The organism is Thermanaerothrix sp. (assembly GCF_056331585.1).
In genome coordinates, this window is the sequence record NZ_JBWGPQ010000014.1 from 49,755 (window position 1) to 65,316 (window position 15,562).

14 protein-coding genes are annotated in these 15,562 nt (G+C 51.7%); 6 read left to right on the forward strand and 8 right to left on the reverse strand.

All coding sequences use genetic code 11. The annotated features are described in order from the left end of the window. Window positions 1-7 precede the first annotated feature (7 nt). Window positions 8-676: a hypothetical protein gene (locus AC01YT_RS06980; RefSeq protein WP_476673981.1), complete on the reverse strand. Its 669-nt coding sequence runs from the start codon at window positions 674-676 to the stop codon at window positions 8-10. A 179-nt stretch (window positions 677-855) separates the two neighbouring features. On the opposite strand from AC01YT_RS06980, the gene AC01YT_RS06985 reads away from it, so the two are divergent. Continuing rightward, window positions 856-1,623 carry an HAD-IIA family hydrolase gene (locus AC01YT_RS06985; protein ID WP_424913065.1) on the forward strand — a complete coding sequence of 256 codons (768 nt, stop codon included), beginning with the start codon at window positions 856-858 and terminating at the stop codon, window positions 1,621-1,623. On the opposite strand, the gene AC01YT_RS06990 is transcribed toward AC01YT_RS06985, so the two are convergent. After that, entirely contained in the window at window positions 1,592-4,636 is a 3,045-nt protein-coding gene (locus tag AC01YT_RS06990; protein WP_476673983.1) for a histidine kinase N-terminal 7TM domain-containing protein, read from the reverse strand. The two genes, AC01YT_RS06985 and AC01YT_RS06990, sit on opposite strands and share 32 nt — an antisense overlap. A 231-nt stretch (window positions 4,637-4,867) precedes the next feature. On the opposite strand from AC01YT_RS06990, the gene AC01YT_RS06995 reads away from it, so the two are divergent. From AC01YT_RS06995 to AC01YT_RS07005, 3 genes are read left to right on the forward strand one after another with little or no spacing between them, the layout of a single operon-like run. After that, complete coding sequence (locus AC01YT_RS06995; RefSeq protein ID WP_476673985.1) at window positions 4,868-5,761, forward strand: TIGR03619 family F420-dependent LLM class oxidoreductase; 894 nt, start codon at window positions 4,868-4,870, stop codon at window positions 5,759-5,761. Then, on the forward strand, window positions 5,758-6,771 hold the full coding sequence (locus AC01YT_RS07000) for a hypothetical protein (RefSeq protein ID WP_476673987.1): 1,014 nt from the start codon (window positions 5,758-5,760) through the stop codon (window positions 6,769-6,771). Before AC01YT_RS06995 ends, AC01YT_RS07000 begins: the two co-directional genes overlap by 4 nt. 2 nt (window positions 6,772-6,773) lie before the next feature. Then, a complete protein-coding gene (locus AC01YT_RS07005) occupies window positions 6,774-7,607 on the forward strand; it encodes a class I SAM-dependent methyltransferase (RefSeq protein WP_476673989.1) in 834 nt (277 codons plus the stop codon). Between the two features lie 8 nt (window positions 7,608-7,615). Here AC01YT_RS07005 and AC01YT_RS07010 read toward each other — a convergent pair whose 3' ends face one another. The 6 genes from AC01YT_RS07010 to AC01YT_RS07035 all read right to left on the reverse strand — a co-directional run bounded on the left by AC01YT_RS07010 (window position 7,616) and on the right by AC01YT_RS07035 (window position 13,150). Beyond that, the gene (locus tag AC01YT_RS07010; protein WP_476673991.1) at window positions 7,616-8,176 is read right to left on the reverse strand and encodes a hypothetical protein; all 561 of its coding nucleotides are present in this window, start codon (window positions 8,174-8,176) and stop codon (window positions 7,616-7,618) included. Between the two features lie 91 nt (window positions 8,177-8,267). Next, window positions 8,268-9,581, reverse strand: coding sequence for a hypothetical protein (locus AC01YT_RS07015; RefSeq protein ID WP_476673993.1), 1,314 nt, complete (start codon window positions 9,579-9,581; stop codon window positions 8,268-8,270). 79 nt (window positions 9,582-9,660) lie between these two features. After that, complete coding sequence (locus AC01YT_RS07020) at window positions 9,661-10,578, reverse strand: hypothetical protein (protein WP_424913821.1); 918 nt, start codon at window positions 10,576-10,578, stop codon at window positions 9,661-9,663. 5 nt (window positions 10,579-10,583) lie between these two features. Next, window positions 10,584-11,306, reverse strand: coding sequence for a class I SAM-dependent methyltransferase (locus AC01YT_RS07025; RefSeq protein ID WP_424913822.1), 723 nt, complete (start codon window positions 11,304-11,306; stop codon window positions 10,584-10,586). Next, window positions 11,299-12,117 carry a class I SAM-dependent methyltransferase gene (locus AC01YT_RS07030; protein WP_476673995.1) on the reverse strand — a complete coding sequence of 273 codons (819 nt, stop codon included), beginning with the start codon at window positions 12,115-12,117 and terminating at the stop codon, window positions 11,299-11,301. Before AC01YT_RS07030 ends, AC01YT_RS07025 begins: the two co-directional genes overlap by 8 nt. A gap of 130 nt (window positions 12,118-12,247) precedes the next feature. Beyond that, window positions 12,248-13,150 (reverse strand): glycosyltransferase family 2 protein, encoded by a 903-nt coding sequence (locus AC01YT_RS07035; RefSeq protein ID WP_476673997.1) that lies wholly within the window; start codon window positions 13,148-13,150, stop codon window positions 12,248-12,250. Between the two features lie 42 nt (window positions 13,151-13,192). Between AC01YT_RS07035 and AC01YT_RS07040 the strand changes: the two genes are divergently transcribed. Together AC01YT_RS07040 and AC01YT_RS07045 are read left to right on the forward strand one after the other, a co-directional pair. Next, complete coding sequence (locus tag AC01YT_RS07040; protein WP_476673999.1) at window positions 13,193-14,296, forward strand: glycosyltransferase; 1,104 nt, start codon at window positions 13,193-13,195, stop codon at window positions 14,294-14,296. Between the two features lie 13 nt (window positions 14,297-14,309). Then, the gene (locus AC01YT_RS07045) at window positions 14,310-15,464 is read left to right on the forward strand and encodes a glycosyltransferase family 4 protein (RefSeq protein WP_476674001.1); all 1,155 of its coding nucleotides are present in this window, start codon (window positions 14,310-14,312) and stop codon (window positions 15,462-15,464) included. Window positions 15,465-15,562 lie beyond the last annotated feature (98 nt).

Below are 15,562 nucleotides of genomic sequence, written 5' to 3' on the forward strand. Positions count from 1 at the left end.
AACGTTTTTATGGCGGGGGATACGGCCCCAAAGTAGGCGCAGGGGGCGTCGGGGGTAAAGGCGTCGCCGGAGGTGGGTAGGCCGGAGCGGTCGCAGTAGGCGGACGCGGCGTGGGGCTCGGCGGCAGTGGGGTCGAAGTGGGAAGTGGCGTCGCTATAGGCGGTAGCGTTTGGATCGGTTGAGGGGTACGTGTTGGGCGTGGGTCGGCCGTCGGGCTAACCTCTGCCGTAGGGCTGAGGGTGGGGGTTGGGATCGCCATCGTCTGGGTCACCGTGGGCATCGAGGTTAGAGTAAGCGTTACCGGCATCATGGTTATCCCCGGCAAAGACGATGCCGTCGGCGTGGCCGGCAAAACCAACGGACGGTTGGCCGTAGCGGTCGGGATAGGGGTCCCCAGCTGGCGCAATACGGCCTCGGCTTGGGCCTGAGGCTGGCGTTCCTGGAGGGCTTGGCGAATCAGGTCGAGTGAGACCGCCGGGATGGCCGCCAGGCGGGGCTCGGCGCGGTAATCTGCCTGCCGGACCGGGTCGAGGGCCAGAGGAATCACGCGCACTTGTGGCTCAAACCGCCAGGGCGGGAAGAACCACAGCGCAGCCAGGCCCAGCGCCATCAGCACCGCAAGCAGGGCAAACCAGAATCTTTCCTGCGACCACGATCGGCGGCGCAGCCTTGGCATCGGCCCTCCAATCCTTCACAGCTGATTGGAGTATAGACGGTTTTTCCCACTGCTGAGTTTACACCTGGCTTTCAGTTTTCGCCTTGTAGAACTAAGCCCACCCAACTTGAGAAGCCATCATCTTCGGCTATAATCGAAATATAATTTTCTGCCTACATCATCCAGGATGGGAGGGAAGTATGCCCACAACCAAGGCGTTCTTAATTGATATGGACGGGGTCCTGATCAGCGGTCAAACCATTATCCCGGGAGCCGATGCATTTATCGCGCGTTTGCGCCGTAAGGGGATCCCGTTTCTGGTTTTGACCAACAACTCGATGTACACCCCTGCCGATCTGGCACACCGCTTGCAGCATCTGGGCCTAGAGATCTCCAAAGAACAGATCTTTACCTCAGCGTTAGCCACAGCGCGCTTCGTGCACACCCAAAAGCCACAAGGCAAGGCTTTTGTGATCGGCGAGTCCGGGCTGCAGGTGGCACTCCATGAAGTGGGGTATATCCAGACCGATATTGATCCTGATTACGTCATCCTGGGAGAGACGTTTTCCTATCATCTGGAGCATATCACCAAGGCGGTGCGGCTGGTTCTGGCGGGCGCGCGCTTCATTGCCACCAATCCCGATCCCACTGGGCCGGGCGAGGGCGGGATCGTGCCCGCCTGCGGTGCCATGGCCGCGCTCATTGAACGGGCCACCGGACGCGCCCCCTTCTTTATCGGTAAACCCAATCCCTTCATGATGCGTTCGGCATTGAATTACCTCGGCGTGCATTCTGAGGATACGGTTATGGTAGGTGACCGCATGGATACCGACATCCTGGCCGGCACCCAATCCGGATTACAAACCATCCTGGTACTGAGTGGTGTCACCCGGCGCGAGGATATTGAGAAATTTCCCTACCGTCCCCACCAAGTCTTCAACTCGGTGGCGGAGATTCCGCTGGATTAACATCCTGACGTTTGAGCGCAGCAGGCGGGGGAGCAGGGGCGCCGTTATACCACAGCCCCACGCGTCCCTTGCCCTGCGCTTTGGCCCAGTAAAGCGCACGGTCGGCACGTTCAATTAAATCGTCCAGGACCAGGCAGGTGGCCTCCAACTCAGCCACTCCGACGCTGATCGAGATGGGGAAGGCCTTCTCATCCGCCTTAAGCACTTCGCGATTCAGGTGACGACGAATACGTTCGGCCACGTGGGCAGCTTTTTCCAGGGTGGTCTCGGGCAGTAGGACGATGAATTCATCCCCACCGTAGCGGGCCGCAATATCCGGTTGACGTAACTGACGCTGGATCGCGTGCCCCACAGTTTGCAACAAACGGTCCCCCAGTAGGTGACCGCCCTGGTCGTTCACGATCTTGAGGTTATCCACGTCCAAGATAAAGAGCGAGAGCGCCGAGCCGTAGCGGCGGGCACGGGCAAACTCGCGCCGTGCCAGATCGAAGAAATGGCGACGGTTGGCCAAACCGGTGAGCGCATCGGTGATCGCCGCTTGCTGTACTTGTTCAAAGAGACGCGCGTTCTCTAACGCAATCGCCGCCTGATTGGCAAAGGCTTGGGCCAGGCGGGCATGTTCCTCGGTATAGGCACCCGGGGTGCGGCTATCAATGGTCAGGTAGCCAATCGGTTGGCCGCGGGCAATCAGCGGTAACCCAATCCAGCCGTGGATATGTTCAGCGCCGCCCCAGCGTTGAAAGCGCGGGTCTTGCTGGGCATCGTAGAGCACCACTGGGCGTCCGGTGCGAAAGGCTTCTTCCACCAGTGGGTTACCAGAAGGGAAGCGATGGCCGAGAATATCCTCCAGATACTCAAAGCCGGCGCCGCGCACCAGGCGCACATACCCCTTCTCCAATAGGAACACCGAGCAACTATCATACGGCACCACACGGCGCAGGTTGGCAATGATCAAATCCAGCACTTGCTCCAGGTTCAGCGCCGAGGTCACGGCAGCCGCGGCCTCGCGCAACGTCTCGGCTTCCACCGCACGGCGCTGGGCTTCGGCAAACAGGCGTGCGTTTTCCAGCGCAATGCCGGCATGGCTGGCGAAGATCATCAGCATCTCGGCGTGTTCCGGGCGGTAGAAGTCGGGTTGGGTGCTTTCGAGTGAAAAGAAACCAATGGTCTCACCGTGGGCTACAATCGGCGCCCCAACCCAGGAACGGATGTAACTGGTCTCGTCTAGGACAATCCAATTGGGGTCTTGGGGTACATCGGCGATGATCAGGGGCTGTTTGTGGGCCGCCATCCAGACGAAGTTTTGCCCCCATTCCAGATTGAAAACAAAGTTGCGCACGGCTTCGACCACATGCGGACCAAATTGCTCATAACCGCGCATTTGGGCAACATAAGCCCTGCCATCCTCGCGGAAAAGGATCACGCTTCCTGAATCGTACGGCACCACCTGTGCCACTTGCTCCAGCAATTGCTCCAGCACCTGGTTGAAATCCAGGCTGGCAGTAACGGTGAGTGCAGCCTGGCGCAGGGCTTGTGCTAGCTCGCGCTGCCGGCGCTCTTCCTGCGCCACATAGTGCAGTTCTTCCTGCGCGGTCTTGAAGGCCGTGATGTCACGTACCAGACCCATGATCTCCAGATGTTCTTTGTGATCCTGCGGAAAGCGCAGGGCGAGCAACGTGGCCTGGGCAAAAAAGCGCTCGCCAGCGGCCGTTTGACCCACATAGTCCAGAGTCAGCATACCCTCTTCCTGAATGACAGCCCGCAGGGTCGCGGTTAAGCGGGGCGCATCTTCCGAGGTGGCAAATTCGTACCAGGAACGCCCAAGCAAGGCAGTTTCATTCTCCACCTTGAACAGGCGTACCGCTTGAGGATTGACCAGGGTGAAGCGCCCTTCGGCATCAAGCAAGAAAATGGCTTCCGGCGAGGCTTCAATCAGGCGGCGATAGCGTGCTTCGCTCTCGCGCAACGCTTGCTCAATGCGTTTGCGGGGGGTGAGATCATGCAAACGGAGTAAAGCGCCCACCGGTTGCCCTTCGGGGGTGTGGATAGGGGTGTAATGCAGTTCGGCCCAACAGCCGGGGCTGGGCTGTATTTCCAGGCCGGTCAATTCCGCATCCGGAGATTGTAGCCATTCGACCCACTGCGGCCAAACAGCCAGGGCAACCTGCGCCGGGCGCCCCACCACCGCTTCGGCCTGCACCTGGAGCATACGGCAGGCGGCGGGGTTAATATCCAGAATGCGCCCTGTGACATCCAGCACCAGCAAGCCCTCATCGGTCACTTCGACCACTTTGGTGCGTGCCAGCGGCGTCAGCGCTCCGGGTTGGATGCGGTACAGCCCAAAGAGCAAGATGATACCGGAAAGAAGCAGACCCAAAGGGGTGAGATCCAGCGGCAAGGATGGCAACAGACCTAAAAGACGCACCAAGTTGACCAGCCAAGGCAGGGCAATTGCCCCGAGGATCAAATGCATCTGAGCCCGGTAGTACGCCGAATGCCGCCACAGAGTAAGCAAGAGCAAAAGCGTGCCGGCCAGGAGCAGGGCATAGGAATAGACCGCGTGCAACCAAAACAAGGGCCCATAGGTGGGATGCAGGACCGCCAGCCCACCCCACGAGATGCGCTCAAGGGCGGTGAAGAACAAGCGATGGGATGAATTGGTCCACAGCGCCGCTTGAACCAGAAGCGGTTCTAGCGCCAGTCCCGCCAGGAGCAGTCCCACGCGCCGCGGCAGGCGCTCGGTGAAGGTGAAGGCAAAAAGCAGCCATCCCGCCGGCACCAGGGTTACGCCCAGGTAGCCCAGGCGGTAAAACACAACGGCCAGCGCTTCCTGCTGGCTGGCCAATTCTAAACCATATAGACCGAACCAGATGGCTAAGCCGAAAAAGAGGAAACTCAACGGCGCTGCCCCGCGCCCCGGATGTCGTTGCCAGGCCAGTCCCCCCAAAACCAGCGCCACACTTGCGGCCAATAGGAGCAAGATAGAAGGGGGAGAGAAATACCACGAGATCACAGGTGCAATCTCTGAAGCCTCAGTTCTATGTCGGCAAAGAAGCGCAACCCTAAATTCGCCACACCATCACCGACCGGGGCTCGGGTGTGTTGGTGTGGAGTTGATTTGATTATATATCATTATGACGTTTATGATCATCCCGCTGCCCAAGATTGTGAGGGGTGGCTCAAGGATCATGCGGGAGCGTGCTATAATCGTGCCAGATACACCCTTGGCAACAGGAGATAAGGCGTGGAATTTGGGGTGGCTCTCCCCTCTTACGGCCCGCAAGCCACACGGTTGAACATCTTGGATACCGCTCTGGCTGCCGAGAGCCTGGGATTTGATCACGTTTGGGTGCCCGATCACCTGGCACTGCCCCAAGCGGATGCCGAGCGCTTTGGCCATATCTTTGAGGCCATTACGACCCTGGCCTATGTTGCTGGCTGTACCCGCCGCATTGGGCTGGGGGTTTCAGCGTTGGTGCTTCCCCAACGCAACCCGCTCGAGGTGGCTAAACAAATCGCGACCCTGGATGTGCTCTCGGGCGGACGGGTGACCCTGGCCGTGGCGGTGGGCTGGTCGGCGGGGGAGTATGCTAACCTGGGCTATGACTTTCACAATCGCGGCGCCCGTATGGACGACGCGATCAAGGTCTTACGTACGCTGTGGCGCGGCGGGCGGGTGATCTCGTATCAGGGGCCGTTTTACCGCTTTGAGCGGGTGGTGTTTTCGCCGCCACCGGTGCAAAGCGGCGGGCCGCGCTTGTGGGTCGCGGGCGATTCCCCGCGGGCATTACGGCGGGCGGTGTTGTTGGGCGATGGCTGGCACCCGAATGCGCTGGCCCCCCAGGCGCTGGCAGCGGCTCTGGAGCGCGTGCGCCCACTGTTGGGCGGACGGCCGTTTGACGTCATCGTGCGTACCCGACTGACGTTCGACCAGCCCCCGCCGGCCGAGGGTTATCTGGGCGGGGATGCGGCCATCATCATTGACCAACTGCGCGCCCTGCAAGCGGCCGGCGCAACCGGGGTGGTGATCACCTTTCAGGCTGAGACCCAAGCCGAGCGGGAACGCGCCCTGCGCCGCTTCGCTACCGACATCTTACCTGCTTTTGCCCCTCGTGCTGCCGGGAAGGACAGCGCATGAAACGCCTTGCCTTGATCTGGGGATTACTGGTCGCGGGAACCTTGCTCGGGTTGGCGGCCTGCCAGAGCGGGTTGCCTGGGCCGACGATTGCCACTCCCCTCCTGACCGAAACCCCTCCGCCACCGCCGGCCAACCCCATCGCCGCGGCGAACGGGGAAGCGACCCTGCCCTTTGCCGCGCTGCCCAGCCCGACGCCCAGCGCCACCTTGACCCCCCTCCCCCCGACCGAGACATCCACCCCCAGTTTGACGCCCAGCCCCACGTATCCGCCGGGATGGCAGCCTTCGCCTACGCGCTGGCGTTACCTCACCCGCACGCCTACCGTCACCCGCACTCCAACCCCGCCCCCGCCCTTCATGCGTATCAACCGGCCTGGGCCGTATTCCAAATTGATCTCACCCATCCAGGTGGAAGCCTTGATCAGTCCCGGCGAGGACGGCTTTGTGTATGTGGACCTGATCGGCGCGGATGGGCGCTACCTCGTTCGACAGGCGCTGGATTTTCGCGTCTATCGCGAGCGGCGTTTCTACATTGCCCCTGAAATCCCCTTTGAAATCGAGAAGCCGGCAGAACTCGCACGGCTGGTGCTCTCCACCCGCGACCGCTTTGGGCGCACCATCTACCTCTGCAGCACCGATGTCGTGCTGCAGCAATTGGGGCGCAACGTGCTCGAAGCGCCTTGGGTGGATTTGGAGCCCTTCCTGGTACGTTCGCCGCGTGAAGGGGAAACGGTGCGCGGCGGGGTGTTGGTCGTGCGCGGGGTGGTGCGTCCGCTGACCAGCCGCCCGATCCTGATCGAACTGATTGCGCCGGATGGGAGTGTGGTCGGTTCGGCGGAAGTGACCCCGGGCATGCCCTATGGTGATCTGAGCCACGTGCCGTTTGAGGCGTATGTACCTTATACAGTAAGCGGGCCAACGGAAGTACGCCTGACCCTGCGCCAGGAAAGCGATTCGCGCATCCCCGGCACGGTTGCGCTGAACTCATGGCTGATCACACTGGAGCCGTGAGCATGATCGTCCTTTCGCACTACCAGGTGGCCGGCTGGCTGGCTGCGCGGGGGCAAGCGACGACGCTGCGCACCTCGCTGGACTTGGGGCGCAGTGAGGCCGAGGTACGCCTGGAAACCGAGGGGGTGCGCTTGCCCGATGGCAGGATACTGCCCTGGTCGGCGGTGCAACGCGTGGCCGAAGACCCCAGCGGATGCTACCGCCTGGACGGAGATGAGGTGGTGCGCATCCAGACCTTTTCGGCTCGCAGCGGGCGCGCATACAGCCTCTACCCCACCCCGGCCGCACCGACCCTGCTCATTTCGGGCATCCCGATGCACCGCATCAAAGGCACCGACCCCTGGCAAGATACGCTGAGCAAAGTGCGGGTGGCCAACCCGCGCGGATGGGTGCTGGATACCTGCATGGGGCTGGGTTACACGGCCATCGCCGCGGCGCGCACGGCAGAATGGGTGCTCACCATTGAACTGGATCCCGCGGTGGTGGCGATTGCGCGCCAGAACCCCTGGTCGCAACCGTTGTTTGAGCACCCCCACATCCAAATTTTGATCGGAGACAGCGGTGAGATCCTGCCGGCGTTGGCGAGCGGGGTGTTCTCGTGCGTAATTCACGACCCACCCACGTTTGCCCTGGCGGGTGAGTTATACCGGGTGGAATTTTATATGGAGGTGTATCGCGTCTTGCGTCCACGTGGGCGGATGTTTCACTACATTGGCGACCCGGCGAGCAAGAGCGGTGCGGCGGTGACGGCACGGGTCCGCCAGCGCCTGCGCCAGGCCGGCTTCCAACGCCTCACCCCCGCCCCCCACGCCTTCGGCCTACTCGCGGGGAAGTGAGGGGAGACTCATCTGCTAATAGGCAACAGGTCATAAACCAACACCCCTATATCTAACACTTCTCCCGCCTTGACTTCAAAAAGCATGTCTTCCCCAGTAACAGGATGACCAAGTAAATAAGAATTTGTAATCGTATCTAGCACCAATCCATACTTACTCGGGGGGACATTGAAAAACTCAAAATAGCCATTTGTGTCCGTATAAGCACGTGGTGAATTTAGCCGATCCATCGAGACCACTCGTTCGTTCCCTTCTGTGTCTCGAACTACCTCGGCTAAATAAAGAATTACATGATCAATGGGTTTAATTCCGGTTGAGGTCTTTAATTGCAAAACCCCTTTTACAGCTCCCAGAGCAGGATCTTGAGTTGGCCTTTCAGGAGTGTAGAGCTCGGTGAATTCCGATGTTATCTGAGGTATAGGGTAGTCCGAGGGTATCCAAGTGGGAAGGACAGGGTAAGAGGAAGACAATTGTTCGGGTTTCTGGATATCATTATTGTTGAGAGTACATCCATAAATCAGTATAAGGACAAGAAGCAAAAAAATTGGCAATCGCTTTTCAGGTCTCATGTGGGTACCTAAAACCGGGTATATAAGTTTTGAGAGTGCTACCTGAGGTAACCTCAGGTAGCACTCTCATTGTAATACTTTACGCGGGGCATTAATTTTCGACGTTGATCCCTTCATAGACAAGCAATTGATCTGCGGTACCGCTAGGACCAAGTTCATTGACCACGGCTACAATTTTGCCGCCTCCATCCGCCACACATGTACCAGAACCAACATAGCGGTCGGCGATTTTCCCGTTTTGGATATCTGTTAGGGCTCTCCCTGGCTCAAGGGTAGCCGAAACGCTGTAAGAGGTGCCCGTAAACGTACATGTGACCGTGGTTGAGGTTGAACCCACATTCATCACGTTGAAGCCTGTGAAATATCCAGAATTACGATCCATAATCAGAGGCATTACAACTTTGCTGGTCGCGTTTGCCGGATCAAAACCATTGTAAGCCTCGCCATTTCTTCCAGGCAGTAATTGATTAACCACTACGACAAGAGGCTGATTGTTGCTATTATAAGTTACCCGGGCTGAACCAATGAAACGTTGCCCGGCGGCGCAGTTCGAGTTTGCACCATTGGCGAATGCAGCCAAGGCAAAAGTAGCCGAGCCACCTGGGGAAATGGTCTGAGTTTCCTGGCAAGGAGTACCAGCGGATGATGGCGTGTAGGAAACAGTCACAGTAGTGGACAATGACCCTACGTTTTGAATTTGCATACCTGTTATATAACCCGCATTATTGGCATTAATCAACGGCATCACAGGTGTGGGACTCCCGCCTGTGAAGCCACTATATGCAAACATCACCGAGGAACTTTCCTCGATAACAGCAGCAACAATGGGTTGATTACTTGTTACAGTGGCCGAAAAAACTTTCTGAGAATGGGTTTCAGCAGCCTGATTGAACGTCTTGGACGTATTGGGGGAAATTGTTGCACTCGCTGTTGTACCATCACTGTAAGTTATCGTAACATTTGCATTGCTTGGACCGACATTTTGTACATTAAACCATGTATCGAAGCCACTATTCCCTTTCATCAGAAGAGGAAGTGATACTGTGGTATTCCCTGAAGACGACCCTACATAGGAGGCAGCCGCGGCGCCATTATTCCCCAGCACGTTTACTACAGCAGCTACTTTTTTATCCGATGAAATCACAGCGGAACCGTTGAATCCAGCGCTCACCCCAAGAGGAAAATAAGTTTTAGAGCCATTGGCGCTGATAGTATCATTTACCGTGGCTTCGATATTTCCATCCATCTTGTAGAATACCAAACTTATACTAGCCGTTGAGCCCTCTAGATTTTGAACCTGAATACCCGCAGTATAGGAGAACTTTTGGGCCATGACCGGAGAATAGGAGAAGCCCAAGGCAAAGACAATGACCGTAAGGATGCTCAATAAACGCACAAGTTTCATGATACTCCTCCTCGTTTTGTTTCTAGTATCTGTTCTAATTATTCAGAAACCTACAACTTATTGCAATAATGCCTTTGGGTTAATTAGCCTTGCTTGGCGGTATAAGGAGAGCTATCCCTCCCCAAATAAGATCAAAAATCGTTAAAAGCACTCGGCTGAAGATAGTAATTACCACCGCAACAGAGGATGGCAGGAAAGTTGATAGGATTGCACTGATGCTTATCTCTGTAGCACCTAGATTGGTAGGAGCAAATAAAAGAAGAGAAGTGACAACATTAGCCAACGTAACACTCTGAATAGTTTTCGAAATGTGAATTGCGGGGACGTAAGTTACAATATTGGCTATTGAGTATAAAATTAGCCCGTTAATCACCCAAACAATTCCATAACCAATTAGCCAAATCACCAATTGGCGGTAGCCAACACTCCCTGGAGTAGGCACTCTGAATATTTTTAGAATCATGGATAAAACTTTTGGATGAATTAAACCCCCTGCTATTACAACCAGTAACAAGACATAGAGCACACCCACATACCCAGGAAAAACACGAATTAGCAAAAAGAGGCTAACCAGAGCACTTGATATCAGGGCAATGATGAACTCGATACCGCTGGCTATCAACGTGGCTTGAGGAGAGATGCCAATTTCTTTATAGAGGGAAGTCCTGCTTAGAAGGTACCAAATTGTACCGGGAAGTCGTTTTATAAAATTTGAAATACAGAAAAAACGCACGTGATAAATAAAGTGTTGAGTTCCCGCTAAAGCATTGATTATTTGCCCCCAGATAAAAGAAACTAAGATTAGACTACACGAAAACAGCAAAAAACTCAAAAATAAGTACTGTATGCGGAATTGCCATTTGAAACCAAACAATACCTCTCTTTGTCGGTAAACCAAATACCCTAAAATCAACGACACAATGACAAATGAACTGCCAATTGAAATGACTTGTATAACCTTTGGATACGTTTTTCGGGCTGACAAAACCTTCCCCATGGTGATCACAAAGTACAAATAAAAATGAAATGATTACATAGATTTATAGGAATCAGGCGAGAAATCAGAAACCTAAATAATTTACGCGGGTGGGAGAGAAGCCAAATAGCATCGCGGTAAGTTTCTGGAATCTCAATTTCGTTATAAGGGATCACTTTCGAGACTCGCAGCCCATTTTCGCTTATCATCTTCTCCCAAGTTTTCCTTGTCGCATATCTTTGAAGCGGTTGACCATCATCAAAAACCTCCCCATGTCTGGCTACATATGGGATGTTGCCCAAAAGACCAAACGCATTTGGGAGAAGAAGACATGCTCGCCCATCGGGTTTCAAAACTCGAGCAATTTCTCTAACCCCCCGGGCAGGTTCAAGATAATGCTCCAGACTTCCTACACTAGTAACATAATCTACGGAATGACTCTCAAAGGGTAAATTCTCGCCGTCGCCATTCACAAAACTCGAAAAACGGTCTTTCCGCGCCTTAATCAATGCTGCCATGGAAATATCCACACCAACCGCTGTTAGCCCCATCGCATTTGCCAACTCTACCAGTCTGCCCTCGCCGCAAGATACATCCAATAGAAGTTTATTTTGCTGTGGTTTGAGAAATTTGATGATTAGAAGGTATAGGGAGTCGCGGTGAAGAATACCCTTCTTTTGATATATGTCATCATATACAGAGGTTGAATCCAATAGTTTTTCAATCCCTGGATGTCTTATTTCAATCATCTTTTAGAACCTCTCCTTTTTGAGCCACAACCACAAGAAGGGGACCAAGCTGCCAAAGTGTAGGAATAAAAAAAAGAGGAGCGGTTAGCACTCGCGTTACTGGATGATATAGGAATTGAACTACACGATGAACAAAAATTGAGTTACCAAGCCCACTACCTTCCAACCAAAATCGTAGGCTTAGCAAGAAAGTGGGATAACTTCCACTTCTCGAACTAAACTCCACAACATCAAAGCCGCCTTTGTTCAACAGCGCCTTCAGTGACTTCTTTCCAAGAACAAACAAGTGTCGCGGCGCATCCCATCCTGCCCAATATTTACCAAAAAGTTTCGCATCAAGGCTATCAAGGTTGGGTACCCGGATAACTAAAATACCATCCGGTTTTAAAATACGATTTATCTCTCTTAGTGTGGAAGATGGGTCATATAAATGTTCGAGGACATCCCACATAGTTACTGCATCAAAGTAACTACCGGGAAAATTTGCCTGTTCTAGTGTGCCACAAAACACCGACAACCCAAACTGATTCCGTGCCATATCTGCAGCATAGGGACTTACCTCTACACCAAAAGTCTCCCACCCCCCAAACTTATCCATTTCGTGAAGAAACAATCCCGGACCACAACCTATATCCAGTAATCTGCCACTTTTCTTATGCTTGAGAACAAACTTAGCTCTTTTTTTCAGCCCATACTGATATATATTTCTCAAAAACCATGACCTTGGTTGTGGAATTTGATATGATTCATAATGCTCTGGATAGAATTTTGTTATCTCCTCACTCGTAGGACGTGGATTCTGGTAAACCAATCCACACTGCCGACACCGGACAAACTGGTAAGACGGATACTTGTGGGCTAATAAGTGATCTGGGATGCTATAGATCAATACAAAATCGTTACTGCCACAAAGATTACAACTTGAATATTCCATCCCGTTTTTACCTTTGATATTTCCTTAAGGACATTTGTGGAATAAACCACCCATCAAACCAACCTGCAGCGGTTGCCTTAAGTAACGCGCCTTGGAAAGATATTATATCGCCAGGAGAAATATAAAGCATCTTTAGTAAGGAAAATATAAACAGAAGAAGTCGTTGTCCACCCTTGGCATATTTTCGATAGAACCATATCTGGTTTCTCACCCTTAAATATCTCGTTCGAGGTTTATCTCTTGAAGCGGTTGCAGAGACCACGTGCCACATGTGAGCCTGGGTTACACAAGCAAATTTGTAACCCGCTTTGCGCGCCCGCCAGCAAAAATCAACCTCTTCAGTATACATTTCGTACAATGGATCAAATACTCCTATATTCTCAAACACATCTCTCCTCACTAACATTCCGCAACCGCTCACAAAATCAACCTCAACGATCGGGGGTAAATTCGGACTAATGAATTGGTTACGCAATAAACCCCAAGTTAGTAAAGTCCCATTAATAAGCCGATCACCCAAATACCAAACTCGACGGGGATCATCAGCATAGAAAATTACTGGGCCTAGGATTGCAAACAAACCCTGGTTGAGCACTGGCATCAAATGCTCAAGGAACGATTCGGCTACATAAGTATCATTATTGATAATAAGAACCCAGTCAGCACCTAAGGCTAATGCGTGTTCAATACCTTGATTGACCGCGAGTACATAGCCTTGATTCTCCGAATTTGCGATTTGAACGATCGTGTCTCCAAATCTACGCTTTAGTCGATTTAGTGAATCGTCATCTGAGCCGTTGTCTACCACAATTAATTGTCTTTCATTCAAGCCCGCTCGGAACAAGGAGACGATACATCTCTCCGTTAGTTCATACTGATTCCAATTGACAGTTACTGCATATAGTTTCATAATGTGGTTGCTTCTTTCAATATATTCAAGGATAACTAACCAATGAAGGTTCTCTTTCTGTCAGGGAGAGAAATCACATACCAACGAAACCAAGTAGTTTATAGAGCACTTAAACGTTTAGGATTCAATGTCGTTACTTGGGGTCTGGATTCTTCATTTGCCAGCCAGAGGGTATCAATACTCAAGCGCTCAATCCTACAAACCCTTTGGGCTGCTCCTCGTGTCACCCAAAGAGAACAGTTTGATTTTATCTTCATTGGCTTTTATGGACAATTATTAGCATGGTGGTTAGGAAGAGTAACACAATCTCCGATTCTGTTTGACGCATTCATATCTACATTTAACACTATGTGCTTTGACCGCCGTGTGTTTGCTCCTCATAGCCCTGGCGGAAGATTCGCTTATTGGTTGGACCAGAAGAGTTGCAGTCTAGCCAATAAGATCTTACTCGACACTCCAGAGCATGCTTGCTACTTCGCTGAGGTACTCCAAATCCCTATCGCGAAAATCGAAGTTCTCCCTGTCGGATGCAACGAAGATCTTTTTTATCCCAAGTACAGGAAGATTGAAGAAAGATCCAAGAAATGTGTTGTTCTCTTTTATTCTACCTATCAACCCCTGCATGGAGCAGATATTGTAGTCCAGGCAGCCGAGATTCTAGGACGCCGATCAAAGGATTTTATTTTTAGATTGATAGGTAATGGGCCTTCTTATAAAAAAGTAAGGGCATATGCGGAAGAAAGATCGCTGTCTAATGTGATATTTGTTCCTCCATTATCATTACCCAACCTAGTACATGAAATTGAGAAATCGGATATTTGTTTAGGCGGACACTTCGCTCGCTCACCCAAGGCAGATCTTGTTGTACCAGGAAAAGTATATCAAATCCTAGCCATGAGAAAACCTTTGATAGCAACGGATACGCCTCCAAACAGGCGAATTTTAAGCAACTATCAGCACGCAGTTTTATGCCCAGGTGACGACCCTCTGAGTTTGGCTGACGCGATTCAAATGTTATGGAGAAATGAAACATTAAGACATGAAATTGCTTACTCTGGTTACAAACGTTACCATGAATGTTGTAGCGAAAACGTGATCACAAATAAAATGAAAAATATTCTTGACCGCCTCTTAGCACAACGCTGATTGAGAATTCCCTATGGAGATAGTTTTTATTACACTTGGTTTTAGACCATACCGCTTTTCTGGTTTTGATATTAGTGGAGAACGATTAGTTGATGCGTTAGTTCAAAGGGAACATCGAGTCACAGTTGTTTCTGCTGTTCCAGATTCTCGCGGAATAACTGTTGAGAGAGCAACCGAGAGAAATCTTATCATATATCGGCTTGCACTTACTCCCTTAAATTGGATCGCATACTCAGTTTTGGCTTCAAGAACGGTTTATGAGCTAGTTCGCAAGAGAAGCGCAGTTGTACATTTTTGGGATATCTATTTCGCCTATCCATTCTTCGGAGATTTTGTCGCCACCCTTCATCACTCATTCCGTCAACGTCGTTCAATCCTAAAACACCAGAATATTAAAGGTGCCCAAAAGATCCTAAAATCACTTTATTACTGGTACTCTCAAAACTTCGCTGAGATACCGGCTCTAAAGCGCGCCAAAGGGCTAATGGCTGTAAGCCATTCAACTCAAAACGAGTATGTCAAGCACTATTATGTCCCCGACTCAAAAATGCTCTTGACCCCCCATGGAATAGATACTAACTACTTTAAGCCCGTAAACAACACAGATATACGGTACCGCTATCATATCGATCAAACAGAAAAAGTAATCCTTTTCGCCGGTTTTATTAACCCTAGAAAAGGTATAGAGACACTGGTTCAGGCTTTGAGGCTGATAAAGAAACCGTATCTTCTCCTCTTAATAGGACGGTGGCAAGACGATACATATAGGGCCAGGATCATGAAGTTGGCTAATAAACTTGGAATCAAAGTGATAGAACTTGGGTATGTATCTGAAGATCAACTTCCACTGATCTACTCTATGGCCGATGTTTATGTTTCACCCTCTTTAGTTGAAGGGTTTGGTCTTCCTATGGCCGAAGCACTGGCATGTGAGGTGCCTGTTATCGCAACGGATACGGGAGCATCTAGAGAGATTGTTGGTCCAGGTGGATATTTGGTTCCTCCATCAAATCCAGAAGCATTAGCGAGAGCCATTGAAACAGTGCTCGAGTCGCCGGAGCTAAGAAAAGAAATGGGTAAAGCCGGAAGACAGCACATAATTCAGAATTTTGATCCCGATATTATGATAGAAAAAACTCTTCAAGCCTATGTTCATTTTCTTTTCTAGATTTCTTCTTTTCCCCAAAATACTTATAAAATACCAAGAATCTAATAGGGCTTTTTAAAGTTTTAATATTTAGATACCCAATAGGGCAAAAGCCAATG

Coding starts and splice junctions, on each gene's coding strand:
- AC01YT_RS06980 (WP_476673981.1), bottom strand. CDS start 676: ATGCCAAGGCTGCGCCGCCGATCGTGGTCGCAGGAAAGATTCTGGTTT.
- AC01YT_RS06985 (WP_424913065.1), top strand. CDS start 856: ATGCCCACAACCAAGGCGTTCTTAATTGATATGGACGGGGTCCTGATC.
- AC01YT_RS07000 (WP_476673987.1), top strand. CDS start 5,758: ATGAAACGCCTTGCCTTGATCTGGGGATTACTGGTCGCGGGAACCTTG.
- AC01YT_RS07005 (WP_476673989.1), top strand. CDS start 6,774: ATGATCGTCCTTTCGCACTACCAGGTGGCCGGCTGGCTGGCTGCGCGG.
- AC01YT_RS07020 (WP_424913821.1), bottom strand. CDS start 10,578: ATGGGGAAGGTTTTGTCAGCCCGAAAAACGTATCCAAAGGTTATACAA.
- AC01YT_RS07040 (WP_476673999.1), top strand. CDS start 13,193: ATGAAGGTTCTCTTTCTGTCAGGGAGAGAAATCACATACCAACGAAAC.
- AC01YT_RS07010 (WP_476673991.1), bottom strand. CDS start 8,176: ATGAGACCTGAAAAGCGATTGCCAATTTTTTTGCTTCTTGTCCTTATA.
- AC01YT_RS07015 (WP_476673993.1), bottom strand. CDS start 9,581: ATGAAACTTGTGCGTTTATTGAGCATCCTTACGGTCATTGTCTTTGCC.
- AC01YT_RS07035 (WP_476673997.1), bottom strand. CDS start 13,150: ATGAAACTATATGCAGTAACTGTCAATTGGAATCAGTATGAACTAACG.
- AC01YT_RS07045 (WP_476674001.1), top strand. CDS start 14,310: ATGGAGATAGTTTTTATTACACTTGGTTTTAGACCATACCGCTTTTCT.
- AC01YT_RS07025 (WP_424913822.1), bottom strand. CDS start 11,306: ATGATTGAAATAAGACATCCAGGGATTGAAAAACTATTGGATTCAACC.